Origin of the sequence: Streptomyces sp. NBC_01351 (assembly GCF_036237315.1) — a bacterium.
Taxonomy (GTDB): domain Bacteria; phylum Actinomycetota; class Actinomycetes; order Streptomycetales; family Streptomycetaceae; genus Streptomyces.
Genome location: NZ_CP108356.1, coordinates 5,857,223 through 5,874,802, shown reverse-complemented (window position 1 = coordinate 5,874,802; position 17,580 = coordinate 5,857,223). Strand labels below are relative to the sequence as shown.

16 protein-coding genes are annotated in these 17,580 nt (G+C 73.0%); 9 read left to right on the top strand and 7 right to left on the bottom strand.

Translation table 11 applies throughout. From position 1 onward, the window contains the following. Window position 1: 1 nt before the first annotated feature. Window positions 2–487, top strand: coding sequence for a hypothetical protein (locus OG625_RS27060; protein ID WP_329386157.1), 486 nt, complete (start codon window positions 2–4; stop codon window positions 485–487). Between the two features lie 133 nt (window positions 488–620). On the opposite strand, the gene OG625_RS27055 is transcribed toward OG625_RS27060, so the two are convergent. The 4 genes from OG625_RS27055 to OG625_RS27040 all read right to left on the bottom strand — a co-directional run bounded on the left by OG625_RS27055 (window position 621) and on the right by OG625_RS27040 (window position 7,298). After that, window positions 621–1,808, bottom strand: a complete 1,188-nt coding sequence (locus OG625_RS27055) for a lipid-transfer protein (RefSeq protein ID WP_329386155.1) — start codon at window positions 1,806–1,808, stop codon at window positions 621–623. Window positions 1,809–1,823: 15 nt separating this feature from the next. Continuing rightward, window positions 1,824–3,956, bottom strand: coding sequence for an acyl-CoA dehydrogenase (locus OG625_RS27050; RefSeq protein ID WP_329386153.1), 2,133 nt, complete (start codon window positions 3,954–3,956; stop codon window positions 1,824–1,826). 91 nt (window positions 3,957–4,047) lie between these two features. After that, window positions 4,048–5,727, bottom strand: a complete 1,680-nt coding sequence (locus tag OG625_RS27045) for a serine/threonine-protein kinase (protein ID WP_329386151.1) — start codon at window positions 5,725–5,727, stop codon at window positions 4,048–4,050. Beyond that, complete coding sequence (locus OG625_RS27040; RefSeq protein ID WP_329386149.1) at window positions 5,724–7,298, bottom strand: serine/threonine-protein kinase; 1,575 nt, start codon at window positions 7,296–7,298, stop codon at window positions 5,724–5,726. The genes OG625_RS27045 and OG625_RS27040 overlap by 4 nt, the downstream gene beginning before the upstream one ends. A 62-nt stretch (window positions 7,299–7,360) precedes the next feature. Here OG625_RS27040 and OG625_RS27035 point away from each other — a divergent pair, with 62 nt between their 5' ends. Together OG625_RS27035 and OG625_RS27030 are read left to right on the top strand one after the other, a co-directional pair. Continuing rightward, window positions 7,361–8,353: a hypothetical protein gene (locus OG625_RS27035; protein ID WP_329386147.1), complete on the top strand. Its 993-nt coding sequence runs from the start codon at window positions 7,361–7,363 to the stop codon at window positions 8,351–8,353. Window positions 8,354–8,387: 34 nt separating this feature from the next. Beyond that, window positions 8,388–8,900 carry a RipA family octameric membrane protein gene (locus OG625_RS27030; RefSeq protein ID WP_329386145.1) on the top strand — a complete coding sequence of 171 codons (513 nt, stop codon included), beginning with the start codon at window positions 8,388–8,390 and terminating at the stop codon, window positions 8,898–8,900. 10 nt (window positions 8,901–8,910) lie between these two features. On the opposite strand, the gene OG625_RS27025 is transcribed toward OG625_RS27030, so the two are convergent. The 3 genes from OG625_RS27025 to OG625_RS27015 all read right to left on the bottom strand — a co-directional run bounded on the left by OG625_RS27025 (window position 8,911) and on the right by OG625_RS27015 (window position 11,596). Continuing rightward, window positions 8,911–10,527, bottom strand: coding sequence for a serine/threonine-protein kinase (locus OG625_RS27025; RefSeq protein WP_329386143.1), 1,617 nt, complete (start codon window positions 10,525–10,527; stop codon window positions 8,911–8,913). Between the two features lie 66 nt (window positions 10,528–10,593). Beyond that, a complete protein-coding gene (locus OG625_RS27020) occupies window positions 10,594–10,788 on the bottom strand; it encodes a DUF397 domain-containing protein (RefSeq protein ID WP_329386141.1) in 195 nt (64 codons plus the stop codon). Continuing rightward, complete coding sequence (locus tag OG625_RS27015) at window positions 10,748–11,596, bottom strand: helix-turn-helix domain-containing protein (RefSeq protein ID WP_329386139.1); 849 nt, start codon at window positions 11,594–11,596, stop codon at window positions 10,748–10,750. The genes OG625_RS27020 and OG625_RS27015 overlap by 41 nt, the downstream gene beginning before the upstream one ends. Window positions 11,597–11,680: 84 nt before the next feature. On the opposite strand from OG625_RS27015, the gene OG625_RS27010 reads away from it, so the two are divergent. The 6 genes from OG625_RS27010 to OG625_RS26985 all read left to right on the top strand — a co-directional run bounded on the left by OG625_RS27010 (window position 11,681) and on the right by OG625_RS26985 (window position 17,496). Continuing rightward, the gene (locus OG625_RS27010) at window positions 11,681–12,097 is read left to right on the top strand and encodes an ATP-binding protein (protein WP_329386137.1); all 417 of its coding nucleotides are present in this window, start codon (window positions 11,681–11,683) and stop codon (window positions 12,095–12,097) included. 92 nt (window positions 12,098–12,189) lie between these two features. Beyond that, window positions 12,190–13,626 carry an FG-GAP and VCBS repeat-containing protein gene (locus tag OG625_RS27005; protein WP_329386134.1) on the top strand — a complete coding sequence of 479 codons (1,437 nt, stop codon included), beginning with the start codon at window positions 12,190–12,192 and terminating at the stop codon, window positions 13,624–13,626. Window positions 13,627–13,719: 93 nt separating this feature from the next. Continuing rightward, window positions 13,720–14,364, top strand: a complete 645-nt coding sequence (locus tag OG625_RS27000) for a class I SAM-dependent methyltransferase (protein ID WP_329386132.1) — start codon at window positions 13,720–13,722, stop codon at window positions 14,362–14,364. A 94-nt stretch (window positions 14,365–14,458) separates the two neighbouring features. Next, window positions 14,459–15,400 carry an N-acetylmuramoyl-L-alanine amidase gene (locus OG625_RS26995; protein WP_329386130.1) on the top strand — a complete coding sequence of 314 codons (942 nt, stop codon included), beginning with the start codon at window positions 14,459–14,461 and terminating at the stop codon, window positions 15,398–15,400. 150 nt (window positions 15,401–15,550) lie between these two features. Next, window positions 15,551–16,381 carry a DUF5336 domain-containing protein gene (locus tag OG625_RS26990; RefSeq protein ID WP_329386128.1) on the top strand — a complete coding sequence of 277 codons (831 nt, stop codon included), beginning with the start codon at window positions 15,551–15,553 and terminating at the stop codon, window positions 16,379–16,381. A gap of 104 nt (window positions 16,382–16,485) precedes the next feature. Further along, window positions 16,486–17,496 carry an LLM class F420-dependent oxidoreductase gene (locus OG625_RS26985; protein WP_329386126.1) on the top strand — a complete coding sequence of 337 codons (1,011 nt, stop codon included), beginning with the start codon at window positions 16,486–16,488 and terminating at the stop codon, window positions 17,494–17,496. The last annotated feature ends 84 nt before the right edge of the window (window positions 17,497–17,580 follow it).

The window sequence follows — 17,580 nt, the reverse complement described above, 5'->3', positions numbered from 1 at the left end:
GATGGGCCTATTCGACAAACTGACCGGCACGCGGCGCCCCGGCAGCGGCATCACGCCCCTGTCCGCCGCGGAGGTCCGGGCCGCGCTGCTTTCGCTCGACGGCCCGGACATGCGGTTCGTCCTCCGCAACGGCACCCCGAAGGAACGCGCCGACCTGGTGGCGGTGTGGCGGATCCCCGAGGGCCCCTGGCACCTGAAGCGCGGCCAGACCCGGCTGCGGCTGGTCCCGGCGGCGCGCGAGGTCCGGGCCCTCGACGAGAAGTGGGAGACCCCGGAGTCCGGGGAACTGACCTTCAACGGGACGGGCCTCAAGTACTCGCGCGGGCCGGTGGGCTCGGTCTCCAAGCAGTGGACGGTCGAACGCGACCAGGACGGCCGCCGCCGCCTGAAGGAGGAGTCCTCCTTCAGCTCCGCGGAGGTGAAGGCCCCCTTGCGCGACGCGGTCCTCGCGGCGGGGTGGACGTGGCGCGGAGTCTTCCGCCCCTGACCTCCCGGCTGGGGTACGGGTGCGGCTCCGCTGCGGGGGCTCCGCCCCCGAGCCCCCGCGGACGGAGTCTGGGGGAGGGTCTGGGGCGGAGCCCCAGGTCCCGGCGGAGCCGGGCTTCAGCGCAGCCGGCCCGCTACTTGCGCAGCAGGGTGACCACCGCCGCCCCGCCCAGCCCGATGTTGTGGGCAAGGCCCACCCTGGCCCCCTCGACCTGCCGAGGCCCAGCCGCCCCCCGCAACTGCCACACCAGCTCCGCCGCCTGCGCCAGCCCCGTCGCCCCCAGCGGGTGGCCCTTCGAGATGAGCCCACCCGACGGGTTGACCACCCACCGCCCGCCGTACGTCGTCGCGCCCGACTCCACTAGCTTCCCCGCCGCGCCGTCCTCGCACATGCCGAGCGCCTCGTACGTCAGCAGTTCGTTGATGGAGAAGCAGTCGTGCAGCTCGATCACGTCCACGTCCTCGATGCCCAGCCCCGACGCGGCGAAGACCTGCCGCCCCGCCGCCGCCGACATCGGCTTGCCGACCACGTCGATGCAAGAGCCCGAGGAGAAGGACTCGTCCGTGTCCGTGGTCATCGCCTGGGCGACGATCTCCACCGCCTTGTCGTGCAGCCCGTGCCGCACGACGAACCGCTCCGACACCACCAGCGCCGCCGCCGCCCCGTCCGAGGTCGGCGAGCACTGGAGCTTCGTCAGCGGCGAGTGGATCTCCTTCGCCGCGAGGATCTCCTCCACCGAGTACACGTCCTGGAACTGCGCGTTCGGGTTGTTCGCCGAGTGCCGGTGGTTCTTGGCGCCCACCGCCGCCAGCTGCGCGGCCGTGGTCCCGTACCGCTCCATGTGCTCGCGCGCCGCGTTGCCGAAGATCTGCGCGGTGGGCGGGGACATCTCGAAGCCGTGCCCGGCCGCCATGATCCCGTAGTGCCGGGCGACGGGCGAGGTCTTGAAGTCGCCCCCGTCCGCCCCGCCCCCCAGCGCTCCGCGCTTCATCTTCTCGAAGCCGAGCGCGAGCACGCAGTCGTTGATCCCGCCCTCGACGAACTGCCGCGCCATCATCAGCGCCGTCGAGCCCGTCGCGCAGTTGTTGTTCACGTTGTAGACCGGGACCCCGCTCAGGCCCAGCTCGTACGCCGCCCGCTGGCCGGCCGTGGAGGCCTGGAAGCAGTAGCCGACCGGCACCTGTTCGACCAGGCCGTAGTCCACCCCCGCGTCCGCGAGCGCCGCGGTCCCGGCCTCCTTCGCCATGTCCCAGTACTGCCAGTCCCGCGACTCCGGCTTCTCGAACTTGGTCATGCCGACGCCCACGATGTACGACTTCATTCCGCTGACTCCTGACTAGTCCCTGGGAAGGCCGAGGATCCGCTCGGCGACGACGTTGAGCTGGACCTGCGTGGTGCCTCCGGCGATGGTCAGGCAGCGGGACATGAGCATCCCGTGCACCGCCCCCTCCCCCGCCCCCTCCCGTACGGCGCCCGCCGGGCCCAGCAGTTCGAGCGTGAGCTCGGCGGTCCGCTGCTGGTGCGGGGTCTGGACGAGTTTGCGTACGGACGCACCCGCGCCCGGCTCCAGCCCCGACACCTGCTGGAGGGTGGTCCGCAGTCCAATGCAGGCCAGGGCGTGCGCCTCGGCGGCCAGTGCCCCGATGCGGGCGCGGTGGGCCCCGTCGAGGTCGGCGGAGCGGGCGATGAGGGCCTCCAGGCCGGTGTCGAAGCTCATCAGGTCGGCCATGTGGACGCGCTCGTTGCCGAGGGTGTTGCGGGCGACCTTCCAGCCGCCGTCGGCCGCCCCGACCAGGGCGTCCGCCGGGAGGATCACGTCGTCGAAGTAGACCTCGTTGAAGAGGGCCTCGCCGTTGATCTCCTTGAGCGGCCTGATGTCGATGCCCGGGCTGTTCTTCATGTCGACGACGAAGTAGCCGAGCCCCTTGTGCTTGGGCGCGTCCGGGTCGGTACGGGCCAGCAGGATCCCGAAGTCGGCGCTGTGCGCGGAACTCGTCCACACCTTCTGACCGTTGATCTTCCAGCCGCCGTCCTCCGTCCGCTCGGCCTTGGTGCGCAGCGAGGCGAGGTCGGATCCCGCGCCCGGCTCGGAGAAGAGCTGGCACCAGGTCAGCTCCCCGCGCAGGGTGGGCAGGGCGTACGCCTCGCGCTGTGCGTCGGTGCCGTAGGCGAGCAGGGAGGGCACGACCCAGGTGGCGATGGAGAGGTCGGCGATCCTGACCCCGGCCTTGCGCATCTCCTCCTGTACGACGAGCTGCTCGACGGGGCCGGCGCCCAGACCGTAGGGCGGCGGGAGGTAGGGGGCCGCGTAGCCGGTCGGGGCCAGGATCCGGCGCGCCGCGGCCGGGTCGAGCCCGCACGCGTCCTCGATGGCGGTACGGGCCCGCGCCCGGTACTCCTCCGCCTCCGCGGGCAGTTCCAGCTTCAGCTCGCGCCGCGCACCGCCCGCGGCGAGGCGTACGGCCCGGATGCGGTGGCCGTCGCCGGAGCCGAGCAGCTGCCGGGCGACGACGGCCCGTCTCAGGTAGACGTGCGCGTCGTGCTCCCAGGTGAAGCCGATGCCGCCGAGGATCTGGATGCAGTCCTTGGCGCAGGAGTACGCGGCGTCCAGGGCGGTGCCGGCGGCGAGCGCGGCGGTGAGCGAGCGCACCCGCGCCGGCTCTTCGGTCGCGTTCGCGGCGTCCCAGGCCAGCGCCCGGGCCTGTTCCAACCTGACGAGCATGTCGGCGCACAGGTGCTTGACGCCCTGGAACTGCCCGATGGGCCGCCCGAACTGCTCGCGCACCTTCGCGTACTCGGCGGCCGTGTGCAGGGCCCAGGCGGCGGTGCCGCAGGCGTCGGCGGCGAAGAGGGTGCAGGCGAGGTCCCGTACGAGGGCCGCGTCCAGTTCCAGTACCCGGTCGGGGCCGGCGGTGACCCCGCGGGCGTGCACCTCGGCGGTGGGGCGGGTCGGGTCGGCGCTGTCGTGCGTACGGATGTCCAGCGCGGCGGCGTCCACCGCGAACCAGCGGGTGCCGTGCGCGGCCTCGGCGGCGAGCAGGACGAGGTCCGCCTCGCCGGCGCCGAGCACGGGCGGCGCGAGCCCGTCGAGGAGGTACCCGCCGCCCTCGACGGCGACGGCCGTCAGCGTCCCGGGCCCCAGCGCGACCGCCCCGACCCGCCCGGCGAGGGGCTCGGCCCCGGCCCGGTCGAGCAGTACGGAGGCCAGCGCACTCGGCAGGTACGCCCCGGGCAGCGCCCCCCGGGCGGCCTCCTCGACGACGACGGCGAGGTCGAGCAGGGTCCCGCCCTCCAGGTGCGGCTCCAGCAGCCCCTGCGCGCCCATCGCGTCCCAGTAGGCGGGCCGCGCGCCGGTCTGCGGCGGGGTGTCGAGCAGCTTGCGCACCTCTTCGGGAGGCACGGCCCGCCCGACCCAGCCGCGCACGGCCTCGGCCAACTCCCGCTGTTCCGCTGTGATTCCGATGCCCATGCGCGGCAGAGTAGAACACGTTCCATTCTGACGGAAGGTCAGATCGGAACGTGTTCCGTTCGCCGCGGGGTGCGGCGGGCGCCCGGCGGGGTCAGCGGGGTACGGACGCCAGCGCGGTCTTCGCCGCCTTCATGGCCTCGGACTCGCACGAGGCCGCTGGGTGTTCCTCACCGCCCAGGGCGACCCGGATGACGAGGTTGCCGTCGCGGACGGCGAGCACGCAGGTCTCGCCCTCCTTGGGCTTGTCCCAGTACGTCTCCTCCCCGATTCCGAGGCCCGGGGCGAACCGCAGGCCCATGCCCGCGTACATGGTGAACCTGCCCTTCTGGCGCGCGGTCCCGCTCTCCCCCGCCGCGTGCCCGATCTCGATCTCCCAACGCACGGCGGCGTGCGGATGCGGGTCCCAGCGGAGCTCCCCGCCCACCTCGTGGGTCCCAAGCCACCGGCACTCCGCGCGGGCGGAGCTCCCGTGGTCGGAGTGGGCGTCGGCGTCCTCGTAGCGGTCGGGCAGCCCGAACTTCGCGGCCACCTCGGAGCACTCGGCCAGTTTCGTGTACCGGTCGGGCTCCACCGGGGCGGTCGGCGACGGGGACGCGCTCGCCTTCCCGCCACCGCCTTCCGCGCCGCTCCCGTCCGGCCGGAGCGCGTACGCGGTGACGCCGAGGCCCCCGACCAGGACCAGCCCCGCCACCGCCGCCCACACCGCCGCACGGGACCTCCGGCCGCCGGACGCCGGGGGCAGGCCACCCGGCGGCAGCACGGCGGTCGGCCCGGCGGGCCGGCGGCGGTCCAGCGGCACGGTCAGGTCCTCCGGACCGGACCCGGCCCCCGTACCCGTACCGGCACCGGCCCCCGCGCGGTCCGGACCACCCCGCACCAGCCCGGCCACCGCCGCCCGCTGCTCGGCGATCAGCCGGAGCACGGCAGGCGGCCACGAGGGCCCCACCGGACCCGCCGGGGCCACCGGCCCGATCAGTTCCAGCAGCCGCGCCGGGCTCGGCCGGGCCCCCGGGTCCTTGGCCAGGCAGGCCTCGACCAGCGGCCGCAGCCCGTCCGGCACCCCCGCCAGCTCCGGCTCGGCGTGCACCACGTTGTACAGGGTCCCCAGGGTGGAGGCGGCCGCGAAGGGGCTGCGCCCGGACGCCGCCATCGCCAGCACCGACCCCAGCGAGAACACGTCGCTCGCCGGACCCGGCTCCTTCCCCTCGGCCTGCTCGGGCGACATGAAGGCGGGCGAACCGACGACCATCCCCGTCTGCGTCAGCTCGGCCGCGTCCCCGCCGCTCTCCGCGGGCCGGGCGATCCCGAAGTCGATGACCCGTACCCCGTCCTCGGCGAGCAGCACGTTGTCCGGTTTCAGGTCCCGGTGGACCAGCCCCGCCCGGTGGATCGCGACGAGCGCCGTCGCCAGCCCAGCCCCGAGCCGCCTCACCACCGCCTCCGGCAGCGCCCCCGCCGCCTCCACCGCCGCGCCCAGCGCCGGCCCGGCCACGAACACCGAGGCCAGCCAGGGCGTGGCCGCCTCCGGGTCGGCGTCCATCACGGCCGCCGTGAACGCCCCGGACACCTTCCGCGAGGCCGCGACCTCCCGCCGGAACCGCGCCCGGAAGGCCTCGTCGGCGCCCAGCCTCGCGTGCACCTGCTTGAGCGCGACCATCCGCCCGTCCGGCCCGGACGCGAGCAGCACCCGCCCCATCCCGCCCCGCCCCAGCTCGGCGAGCAGCCGGTACGGCCCCACCGCCTGCGGGTCGGTCTCCCGGAGCGCCCTCACCGGCGCGGAATCGCCGCTACGGCGCCCCGACCGGCGGTCTTCGCGACGTCCTTGCACCCGTCACCCGGCGGGTGGCCCGGCCCCTTGACGGAGACGAAGGCCATGAGGTTGACGTCCCTGATGTACAGCACGCAGCTGTAGTCGTCCTTGTCGTCCGGCGGCAGCCACATGGCCTCCTCGGCGTAGCCGAGGCCGAAGTCCCGCGAGGTCCTGCCCCTCCCGTAGAACCCCTCGTGCCCCTCCTTGGCCTGCTCGGCCCCGGTCTTGCCCCCCGGCTCGGCGATGAACAGCCGCCAGGCCAGGTAGACCTCGTCGCCGCCCTTGTTCTTCCACACGCACAGGTTGCTGGGCCCGGACCACTTGCCGCCCTTCTCGGTGAATCCGTACCCGCTCGGCGGGTCGAATCCGGCCGGCACGGTGATCCCCACCGCGAGCTCCGGGCAGGTCATCGCCTGCGGCCGGTACCGGTCCTGGACCTGGGAGAGCGGGACGGTTCCGGGCGTCGGCACGTCCTCCGGCACCACCATGAAGTAGGCCCCCTCGACGACCGGCCGCCCGACCGTCAGCCCGCACACGACCAGAGCGGCCACCAGCCCCGCCCCGACCAGCCCCCGGACCTTCCGGCTCCACCTCCGCCGCGGCCGCTCGACCCAGCCGCCCTCCTTGACGGGGGCAGTCCCGCCCTCCGCCCCCACCATCCCCGCGATCTCGGCCCGCTGCGCCGTGATGAGCCCCCGCACCGCCTCCGGCCACGGATCCGCCGACGGCGCGATCCGGCCGACCATCGTCAGCAGCTCCTGCGGCGACGGCCGCGCGGCCGGGTCCTTGGCCAGGCACGGCGCGATGATCCCGCGCAGAGCGGGCGGCACGGCCCCCAGGTCCGGCTCGGCGTTCACGACCTCGTGCAGCAGCCTCGGCACGGAATCCCCGGCGAACGGCGCGCTCCCCGTGCACGCCATGACCAGCGTGGCACCGAGCGCGAACACATCGGCGGCCGGGGTCAGTTCGCGCCCCAGGATCTGCTCGGGCGACATGAACGCGGGCGACCCGATCAGCGCGCCCGTGTGCGTGATCCGGGTCTGGTCCCCGACCGCGCGCACGATGCCGAAGTCGATGACCCGTACGCCGTCCTCGGCGAGCAGCACGTTCGACGGCTTGAGGTCCCGGTGGATCAGCCCGGCCCGGTGCACGTCGGCCAGCGCCTGCGCCAGCCCGGCGGCGAGCAGCCGCACCGAATCCTCCGGCAGGGCTCCACCGGCCTCCAGGGCCTGGCTCAGCGAGGGCCCCGGTACGAACTGCGAGGCGAGCCACGGCGTCACGGCATCCGGATCGGCGTCGACGACGGCCGCCGTGTACGCCCCCGACACCCTCCGCGAGGCATCCACCTCGCGCCGGAACCGCGCCCGGAACCCGTCGTCCTCGGCGAGCTCGGCGTGCACCTCCTTGACGGCGACGAGCCGCCCGTCGGGCGCCACCCCGAGCAGCACCCGCCCCATCCCGCCCTGCCCGAGCACGGCCACCACCCGGTACGGCCCCACCTGACCCGGCTCGGAGTGCCCTAATCGCTCCACGCGCCCTACCCTTCCCCCGTCCGGCTGCGGATCATACAGATCCACCGAAGGGGAGGAACCTCATGGCCGGGAACCCTCGATTAGGGCATGCGCAGTCACCGGAGGCCACCCGGCGGGCCGCCCGAGGCGGCACGCTGATCGGCCTCGGCTGGGCGCTGCGCGCACTCGGAGTGGTCATGGCCATCAGCGGCACGCCAGGCCGCGCCCTCTTCCTCGTACCGACCGAAGGCGTGGCGCAGCTCCCCTGGTGGCTGCGCGTGGTGATCTGGCTCGTGATCCTGGAGGCCGGCTGGCTGGTCTTCGACCTCGGTTCCCGCCTCCTCGTACAGGGAAAGCGGCACACTGCCACGGTCATCACCTCCTTCGGGCAGCTCGCCGGGGTGCCCTACGTGCTCTACCTGCGCCCTTTCGTCCTCGATCCGGTGATGGCCTCGCGCACTCCCGAGCCCGGCAGGCTCTGGCGTGCACCGTTCGAGCTCCGCGGCCTGACCCAGGAGGAGTTCCTGGTCCGGCGGATCGGCCGGCTCGGACGCGTGGTGGCCATCGGCCGGCCCGGCGAACGGCTGCCCCTGATCGGGGCGGAGCGCGGCTACCTCCCGCTCGACGACTGGCAGGACACGGTCGGCGAGCTGATCCGGGGCGCCCACGTCGTCATGATGTCCGCGGCTCCGGGGCCGGGCACGCTCTGGGAGTTCACCGAATCCGTGCGCACCGTCCCGCCGGCCCGGCTGGTCCTTCTGATCTGCACGGGCCCCGAGGTCTACGAGATCTTCCGCTACAAGGCCGCACAGGAGTACGCCGCGAGGTCCGGGCCCGGGTGGCCGCCCATGCCCCACCTTCCCGACTGGCCGACACCGGGCCCTCAGGCCAAAGGCAGGAAGTGGGAGTACCCGCTGCGGGGATACATCACGTTCGACGAGGCCTGGCGGGCGACCTTCACCCCGTTCGAGGTGACCGTCCGCACGTTGCACTGGGGCTGGACCACGGGCCGAGAGGTGACCGCCCAACTTGAGCCATTGTTCGGCCCGTTGGCCGAACTTCCACCAGCCCACTGATGCGGGCCCGCCCCCTTGGGACACGCTGTCCGCCATGGACAACCTTGACGACAGGCTCTGGAACAAGCGCGTCACCCCGGCCGACTACGCGCACAACAGCGAGAAGTACCAGGCCGCGGTGCTCGACCAGTACAAGACCTACGTGGAGATGGCCGACCGGGTCAGCAGCCGGCGGAGCCTCGCGAACACGTTCTTCCTGTCCCTCAACACCGCCGTGGTGGCCGCCGTGGCGACCACCACCACGGGCACCACGTGGCAGGACGTCTCCTTACTGGCCCCACTGGCCGGCCTGATCATCCTGCTGACGCAGTGCCTCACCTGGTTCGTCACCGTGCGGTCCTACCGCCAGCTCAACGCGGCCAAGTTCGCGGTGATAGCCGCCCTGGAGAAGAAGCTCCCCGCCTTCGTCTACTCGGAGGCGGAGTGGCACGTCCTCGGCGAGGGCAAGAACTGGCGTCAGTACCTGCCGCTGACCCACGTCGAACAGTGGGTCCCGCTCATCTTCGCGGCGGCGTACGTCCTGGGGTTCGTCGCCCTCGTGACGTGAGCCCCCGCGATCAGAGCGCCAGCGTGCGCCAGCCCTGGGTGATCTGCTCCCGCACGGCACCCACACCCTGCCCCTGCTGAGCCGTCAGCAGCTCCACCAGGGCCGCACCGTCCGCCGGGCGCCCGGCGGGGTCGATGGTCAGCGCCCGCCGCACGGCGGCCTCCAGCGCCGGGTCGAGCGCCCGCACCGCGGCCAGCCCGGCCTCGTCGGGGCCCGTGTCGACGATCCGGCGGATCACCGCGCCCGTACTGGTCGCCGCGAACGGGCTGGAGCCGTGCGCCGCGCACACCACGCAGCACGCCCACGCCCAGACGTCGGCGGCCGGCCCGACGCCCTCGTCGCCGAACTGCTCCGGCGCCATGTAGGTCAGGGTCCCGGGCCCGCCGCCGGTCCGGGTGAGCCGGGTGCCGTCCACGATCGCCGCGATGCCGAAGTCGAGCAGCCTCGGCCCGGCGGTGGTCAGCATGATGTTGGCCGGTTTGAGGTCCCGGTGGACCAGGCCGAGCCGGTGCACTCCGGACAGCGCCACGGCCAGCGCCAGCGCCATGGCCCGCAGCGCCTCGGGCGAGCGGATCGGACCCTGCTCGCGCAGGTGGACGTCGAGGGGCCGCCCGTCGAGCAGTTCCATGGTCAGGTAGGGCCGCCCGGCGTCCACCCCGGCGTCGAGCACCCGGGCGGTGTACGCCCCGGACACCATGCCCAGCACCTCCGCCTCCCGCTCGAAGCGGCGCAGCAGCTCCGCGTGGTCGAGCAGCTCGGGGTGGATGGTCTTCAGCGCCACCTGCGTCGCCGACCCCTCCCGCCGGGCCAGGTACACCGTCCCCATCCCGCCGGCCCCGATCCGCCCGAGCAGCTGGTACCCGCCGATCGTCCGCGGCTCGTTGGGATGCAGCTGCTGATACGCGACCTGCGGCGCGGGCTCGACACCCCGGTCGACCTGCGTCGGCACGTACGCGGGAGGCTGCGCGGGCCGGGCGGGCGGGGCGGTCTGCGTCGGCGCGTACGACGGCACTGGCGGAGCGGGCTGCACGGCCGGCAGCGGTGCGGCGGCGTTCCGGTACTTTCGGCTGGCCACGAGGGCGACGACCTGGACCACCAGCGCGGCCATGAGCACCCCGATCGGCGCGAGCACGCCGAACACCACGCGCAGGGCGATCAGCCCGGCCAGCCGACGCCGGTTCGAGGGCGACCGCCACACTCCCCGGGACATGCCGAGGGTCAGCAGGTTGCGCTGCGTCCGGAAGTAGAGGAACAGCCAGCCCAGCAGCACCAGCAGCGCGAGGGCTGCGAGCCAGATCCCCAAGCCGCCGAACCCCAAGAGGATCAGGCCGTACCCGTCCACACCACCGGCCGAAAGGATCAACAGCCACATGCCGGGAACGTCGACGTACACGAACCTCGGGATCAGCCACAGGCAGGCGACCCCGACGACCCCCACCGCCAGCTCCCCGAGGACCGCCCCCGAGATCCGCGGCGACGGGTCTCTCCCGCTCTGGGCCGCCAACGCCCGCTGGCGCACGGCCTGCTGGTTCCGCACCAGCAGCGGAAGCGAAACGAGCCGCACCACCAGCGCCGGCCCGCCGTAAACCAGCAGGCCGAAGAGGACGGCCTCCCGCAGCTCCCACATACGCGTCCCTGCACTTTCCCCTGTACGACCCCGTCGACCGCGAGGGGGAGTATAGAGCCGCCGAAATTACCGGGTCAGGGACTCCACGAAGACCGCGAAGGCGGAAGGACTGACGGCGAAGACGGGCCCGCCGGGATTCTTGGAGTCCCGCACGGCGACGAGGCAGGGCTGGGCGGCGACCTCGACGCACTCGCCTCCGGTGTCGCCGCTGTACGAGGACTTACGCCACCGCGCGCCCGACAGGTCCTGGATGGTGTCCATAGCGTTCCTCCATTACGCGGGCGATCAGTGCCGCCGATTTCTCCACGGAGAGCGCGGCGGCCTGCAAGTGATCGTAACGGAGCGAACCCTCCCTGAGGGCCTGTGGATTGGCCGTCATATGCCCCTGCACGAAGTCCTCGGTATAGACAAGGTCCGGGTCGTCGTCGAATCGCAGGAGAGTGAACGACCCAAGCTGCCCCGCATGCGCACCCGCCTCGAAGGGCAGGATCTGCACCTGCACCCACTGCTGCCTCTGCAGGTCCAACAGGCGGGCGAGTTGGTTTCGCATGACCCCCCGGCCGCCGACTTCCTGATGCAGCACGGCCTCGCTCATCACCACCCACATCAGTGGCGGGTTCTCGCGTACGAGGATGCGCTGCCGCTCCATCCGAGCGGCCACCTTCACGTCGAGGTCATCCCCTTTCCACACACCGAGCACCGCGCGGGCGTACTCCTCGGTCTGCAGCAGTCCGTAGACCAACTGAGCCTGATACGAGGAGATGTACTCGGCCCGCGCCTCCATCTCCGCATACGCCTGGAACCAACTCGGCAGCTGACTCCGCAGCACCAACCCCACCAGCCGGGCAAACACCCCGTCCGTCCCCAGGGCCGCGTCCACCCGATTCGAGAAGTCCCGGGTCGGCACCTTCTTCGCCGTCTCTATCTGCCCGATCAGCGAGGCCGTGCAGAAGAGGCTGGTGCCGAGCTGCGCCTGATTGAGCCGGGCATCCTCCCTCAGCCGGCGGAGTTCGGAGCCGTAGTAGTCCAGCGGAGACGCGCTGGGATCGAGATCGCGGACGTTGACCATGGGACGGTCACCCCCAAGCACACGCCGTACGGCGTTCGTTTCACGTCATAGCCGAGCGTAACCACGCCACCGCACGCTGGTGACATGAATCACGCAACTGACCACCCGCCAGCGGAAATTGGCGCCGGCTACCGCATGGGCTTCACCGTGAGTGAGCACTCGGCCCGGCACATGCGGCGCATCCTGCGGGCGTACCTCACCCACTGGGACCTGCCCCACCTGGCCGACGGCGCCGAGCTCGCGCTGACCGAGCTCGTCGCCAACGTCGTACGCCACGTCCCCGGCCGGGCCTGCACGGTGCTCATCCTGCGCCGGCCCGAGGGGCTCCGCGTCGAGGTGACGGACAGGGACCCGCATCCACCTCACCCCGTCCGCGACGGCGACCCGCACGCGGAGGGCGGGCGCGGGCTGCTGCTCGTCGAGGCGGTCACCGACCGCTGGGGCACGGACCCGCTCCCCACGGGCAAGGCGGTGTGGTTCGAGTGTGACGCGGATCGCTGACCCGCCTCGGGCCGCCACCGCAACCATCGCCCCTGGTCACCGGTCTACGTTCGCGATCTTCCTGACCAGTCGACCACCTGAAGGACCCTGCAATGCCCTCGTACGTACGCAACGCCCTCGCCGCCCTCACCGTGGCCGCCGCAGCCGGTGGCGGCCTGCTCCTGCCGGCCGGGACGGCGGCCGCGGCCCCGCTCCCCGCCCCGAAGGCGGACTTCAACGGTGACGGCTTCGCCGACGTCGTCGTGGGCACGCCGAGCGCGAGCGTCGGCGACGTGAAGTACGCGGGCCAGGCGGTCGTGCTCTACGGGTCCGCCTCCGGGATCACGCCCTCCAAGCGGCAGCTCCTCACCCAGGACTCGCCCGGCATGCCCGACAGCGCCGAGTACGGAGACGCCTTCGGCAGCGTCAGCACCGTCGGCGACTTCGACGGCGACGGCTTCTCCGACCTGGCCGTGACGGCGGACCTGGAGGACGACGGCGCCGGCCGGCTCACGGTCGTCTGGGGATCCAAGAACGGCCTGACCGGCGGCGTCACGCTCGACGACCCGGCCCCGCTCTCCGAAGCCGACGACGAGCGGACCTGGCGCATGTGGGGCGGGAAGCTCACCGCCGGCGACTTCGACGGGGACGGCAAGGACGAGCTCGTCGTGGCCGCCGCCACCAACGCGAACGCCAACAGCACGCTCCACACCTTCAGGAACATCGCCAGGTCCGGCCCGCAGCCCGCGCCCGTGAAGACCCAGCTCCCCTTCCGCCTCACGCACTACCTCGAAGGCATCGTGAGCGGGGACGTCAACGGGGACCGCCGCGACGACCTGGTGCTGGGCGGAGTCGTGTCCAGCCTGAACCACTACGTGCCCGGCAGCCCCACCGGCCTGGTCCCCGACGCCGCGAAGCCCCTCGGGGCCGGTTTCGCGCAGGCCGTCGGGGACATCAACGGCGACGGGTTCGCCGACGTCGTCATCGGTGACAGGGGCGCGGCCAAGGGCGGCCGGATCCTCGTCTCGTACGGTTCGGCCGCCGGACCGTCCGCGAAGCCGGTGGCCATCCACCAGGACACTCCGGGCGTACCGGGCGCGGACGAGCAGGGCGACGGCTTCGGCGTCTCCCTCTCGCTCGGCGACGTCAACGGCGACGGCTTCCAGGACCTGGCGGTCGGCTCGTACGGGGAGACCGTCGGCACCGTGGCGCTCGCCGGAGCCGTCCACGTGCTCCCGGGATCGGCGGCGGGCCTGGTCACGAGCAAGGGTGCGGTGGCGTTCAACCGCTCCTCCGCTGGGGTGCCCGGGGACGCGCGGCGGGCCGAGCAGTTCGGCGCCGAGGTCAAACTGACGGACGCGAACAAGGACGGCAAGGCGGACCTGATCGTCGGCGCGTCCGACGCGGACGGGGTCAACAGCGGCTCCGTCACCTACCTTCCGTCCACCGGCACGAAGATCGGCGGGACGGGCTCGCGGCTGATCCTGCCCGCCCAGGTCGGCCTGGCCCCGACCGCCGGCCTCGGCTTCGGAGCGCACTTCGACCACTGACCGGCCCCCGCCCTGGTCCGCTACCGGGCGGTAAGGCACCATGGGCCGCCACCGTCTTCGTCAACGTCAGACACGCTCACGCCGGAGGACCCCATGGCCGCCACTCCCAAGCCGGAGACCCTCGCCGCCTTCGAGGCCGCCAAGGGGTTCATGCCCGTAGGGGAGGGCCTCGCCCTGTACGAGGCGGCCACGGCCGCCGCCGCGCTCGGGCTGCCGCTGCTGGAGGTCGGGACGTACTGCGGGCGCTCCACCATCCTGCTGGCCGACGCCGCCCGCGAGGCCGGGGTGGCGGCCCTGACGGTCGATCACCACCGGGGCAGCGAGGAGCAGCAGCCCGGCTGGGAGTACCACGACCCGACGGTCGTGGACCCGGAGATCGGGCTGATGGACACCCTGCCCACCTTCCGCCGCACCCTGCACCGGGCCGGTCTCGAAGAGCACGTGATCGCGATCGTCGGCCGCTCCCCGCAGGTCGCGGCCGCCTGGGGCGGCCCGCTGGGCCTCGTCTTCATCGACGGCGGCCACACCGACGAGCACGCGTCGGGCGACTACGAGGGCTGGGCCCCGCACGTGGCCGTGGGCGGCACGCTCGTCATCCACGACGTCTTCCCGGACCCGGCCGACGGCGGCCAGGCCCCGTACCGCATCTACCTGCGCGCGCTCGCCTCGGGCGCCTTCGAGGAGGTCTCGGTGACGGACTCCCTCCGCGTGCTGCGCCGCGTCGGCGAGGGCGTCTGACGATCGGCCCGACCCCGGCGGGCATATAAGCACACCACGCCCTCGGATGGCGCAGAGCACAGACCGACCCGGGCTCCCGGTCTAGCATCGCGGCGTGCGCTACGAAGACAGCCCTCAGCCCCCCGAGTCCGCCGACTCCCCCGCTCCGGCCGGCCCGGACCTGCCCTGGTTCGCGCGCCGCTCCACCCTCGTCGTGGGGGTCGCCGCGCTCGCCCCGGCCTGCCTGGCGGGCTGGATGCTCACCCAGGTCCTGACCGGCGCCGGGCCGGAGCGCCACGACGCCAAGCAGCCGAGCGCCGGGGCGGCCCCCGCCCCCGCGCTCGCCTCCGCGCCCGCCGCCCCGGCCAAGGGCCAGGTCAAGGGGCCGCTCACCGGGAAGACCGTCGTCGTCGACCCCGGGCACAACACCGGCAACTTCGAGCACACCGACGAGATCAACCAGCAGGTGGACATCGGCACGAACCGCAAGGAGTGCGACACCACCGGCACCACCACGAACTCCGGCTACATGGAGGCCGAGTTCACCTTCGACGTCTCGCTGCGCCTGCGCGAGGCACTGGAGGCGCAGGGCGCGAAGGTGGTCCTCACCCACGAGGCGGACCGCTCGTGGGGCCCCTGCATCGACGAGCGCGCCCGCATCGGCAACGAGGCGAAGGCCGACGCCGTCGTCTCCGTCCACGCCGACGGGGTCTCGGCCGGCAACCGCGGCTACCACGTGATCCTCCCCGCCAAGGTCAAGGGCGGCGGCGCGGACACCTCGGCGATCGTCGGGCCGTCCCGGCTGCTCGGCGAACGGATCGGCTCGAACTTCGCCCGGACCACCGGATCCGACCCCGCGAACTATCTCGGCAGCGGCACCGGTTTGGTCATCCGCGACGATCTGGGCGGACTGAACCTGTCAACCAGGCCCAAGGTGTTCATCGAATGCGGCAACATGCGTGACGCCAAGGACGCGGCGCAGATGACGAGTCCGGAGTGGCGGCAAAAGGCGGCCCAGGGAATCTCGGACGGCATCGTCGCGTTCCTCGGGGGGTAGTCCCTTCGGGAGTCCCGCCGGGACTCGGTCGCCGCCCCGATCCACTCGGGCGCGGGGAACCTCCGTACCATGGTGCCGCCCGCCCGCTCCAGACACGTACTGCGACCGCGGCACCACGAGACGACCGAGACCGAGAAGGACACCTAAGACGTGAACATCCGATCCCTCACTCGAGGCGACGGCGTGGTGATCGGAGCAGCGGCGCTGCTGTTCATCGCCTCGCTCCTCGATTTCCACTCCGCCACACTCGTCTCCGCGAACGCGTGGAACACCGACTTCAGCGGCCTGGCCCTGCCCTCCGTGTTCCTGCTCGGCTTCATCGCCGCCGGTCTGCTCGTCGCCACCCGCTTCGTGCCCGAGGGCCGCAAGATCGTCGGTCTGCCGCTGTCGGCGTGGGGCACCGTCCTCGCGGTCTCGGCCGCCTGGTCGGCGCTGTGGACGCTGATCCTCAACGGGTCCAACGGCGCCGGTGCGATCCTCGGCTTCCTCGCCGTCGTGGCCCTGGCGGGCGTCGCCCTCGCCGGTGCGAAGGTCCCCGCGCTCGCGGGGCCGCTCGTGCCCGAGCAGCGGCCCGTCGCGGCCCCGCCCTACGGCGGCCAGCCGCAGCCCGGCGCCGGGTACGGATACCCGGGCGCGCCGGATGGCCAGCAGGCCCAGCAGGCCCAGCCGTACGGCAACACCCCGCAGCCGGTCCCGCCCTACGGCGGCACCCCGCAGGACACGGGCCACCAGACGCCCGCGCCCGCGCCGGCCCCGGCCCCGGCCCCGGCCCCTGCGGCGGACTTCGCCCCGTTCTGGTTCGCGGTCCCGGTGGCCCGCCCCCTCTTCGCCGAGGACGGCTCCCCCAACCCGATCGCGGAGCTCGCCCCGGGCACCTGGTACCTGGCCGTCGAGCAGCGCGGCCCGAACACCCTGATCGCCCAGACCCAGGACGGCCGCCGCGGCATCCTGAACGACACCTCGGGCATCCAGCGCGGCTAGCTCCCGGCCCCGCACCGACGGCCCCCCGCCCTTCCGGGCGGGGGGCCGTTGGCCTACAGTCACCTGACGCACCGTCAGGAACGGCTTCGCGGAGGGGATCGTACATGCGCCTCGGACTCGCACTCGGCTACTGGGGCCGCGGCCCCAACCCGGGCCACCTCGACCTCGCCACCGAGGCCGAGAACCTCGGCTACCACTCCGTGTGGACCGCCGAGGCCTGGGGCTCGGACGCCTTCACCCCGCTGACCTGGATCGCCGCGCACACCTCGCGGATCCGCCTCGGCACGGCCATCGCCCAGATGGCCGCCCGCACCCCGACCGCCACCGCCATGCACGCCCTCACCCTGGACCACCTCTCCGGCGGCCGGATGATGCTGGGCCTGGGCCTGTCCGGCCCGCAGGTCGTGGAGGGCTGGTACGGGCGCCCCTTCCCCGCGAGCCCGCTCACCGCGACCCGCGAGTACGTCGACGTCATCCGCCAGGTGCTGCGCCGGGAGGGCCCGGTCGCCCTCGACGGCCGCTTCCACCAGCACCCGTACCGCGGCGAGGACGGCACCGGCATCGGCAAACCGCTCAAGCCCATCACCCACCCGCTCCGCGCGGACCTGCCGGTCCTCCTCGGCGCGGAGGGGCCGAAGAACATCGCGCAGACCACCCGGATCGCGGACGGCTGGCTGCCCCTGTACTGGTCCCCGACCCGCACGGACGTCTACCAGGCCTCGCTGACCGACCTCCCCGACGGGTTCATGATCGCACCGATGGCCCGCGCCAAGGTGTGCGACGACGTCGCCGAGGGACTGCTGCCGGTCAAGGCGATGCTCGGCTTCTACATCGGCGGCATGGGCCACGCCGCCCGCAACTTCCACGCCGACCTCATGGCTCGGATGGGGTACGAGGAAGAGGCCCGCCGCATCCAGGAGCTGTTCCTGGCCGGGCGCAAGGAGGAGGCGGTGCTGGCCGTCCCGGACGCGTTCGCCGACGAGATCTCGCTGATCGGCCCCCGGGAGCGGATCGCCGAACGCCTCGAACTGTGGCGCAAGGGCCCGGTCACCGACCTCCTGCTGACCGCCCCGGACCCGCACACCCTGCGCGTACTGGCGGAGCTCAACAGCTGAGACCGCACGGCCAAGTCATGGCCACCCGCGCCTCGTTGACGCCTACACCCATCCGGTAGATTCCTGGGAACTGATTCCAATTCC

Coding starts and splice junctions, on each gene's coding strand:
- OG625_RS27025 (WP_329386143.1), bottom strand. CDS start 10,527: ATGTGGGAGCTGCGGGAGGCCGTCCTCTTCGGCCTGCTGGTTTACGGC.
- OG625_RS27050 (WP_329386153.1), bottom strand. CDS start 3,956: ATGGGCATCGGAATCACAGCGGAACAGCGGGAGTTGGCCGAGGCCGTG.
- OG625_RS27000 (WP_329386132.1), top strand. CDS start 13,720: ATGGCCGCCACTCCCAAGCCGGAGACCCTCGCCGCCTTCGAGGCCGCC.
- OG625_RS27055 (WP_329386155.1), bottom strand. CDS start 1,808: ATGAAGTCGTACATCGTGGGCGTCGGCATGACCAAGTTCGAGAAGCCG.
- OG625_RS27060 (WP_329386157.1), top strand. CDS start 2: ATGGGCCTATTCGACAAACTGACCGGCACGCGGCGCCCCGGCAGCGGC.
- OG625_RS27035 (WP_329386147.1), top strand. CDS start 7,361: ATGGCCGGGAACCCTCGATTAGGGCATGCGCAGTCACCGGAGGCCACC.
- OG625_RS27015 (WP_329386139.1), bottom strand. CDS start 11,596: ATGGTCAACGTCCGCGATCTCGATCCCAGCGCGTCTCCGCTGGACTAC.
- OG625_RS27010 (WP_329386137.1), top strand. CDS start 11,681: ATGAATCACGCAACTGACCACCCGCCAGCGGAAATTGGCGCCGGCTAC.
- OG625_RS26985 (WP_329386126.1), top strand. CDS start 16,486: ATGCGCCTCGGACTCGCACTCGGCTACTGGGGCCGCGGCCCCAACCCG.
- OG625_RS27020 (WP_329386141.1), bottom strand. CDS start 10,788: ATGGACACCATCCAGGACCTGTCGGGCGCGCGGTGGCGTAAGTCCTCG.
- OG625_RS27005 (WP_329386134.1), top strand. CDS start 12,190: ATGCCCTCGTACGTACGCAACGCCCTCGCCGCCCTCACCGTGGCCGCC.
- OG625_RS27030 (WP_329386145.1), top strand. CDS start 8,388: ATGGACAACCTTGACGACAGGCTCTGGAACAAGCGCGTCACCCCGGCC.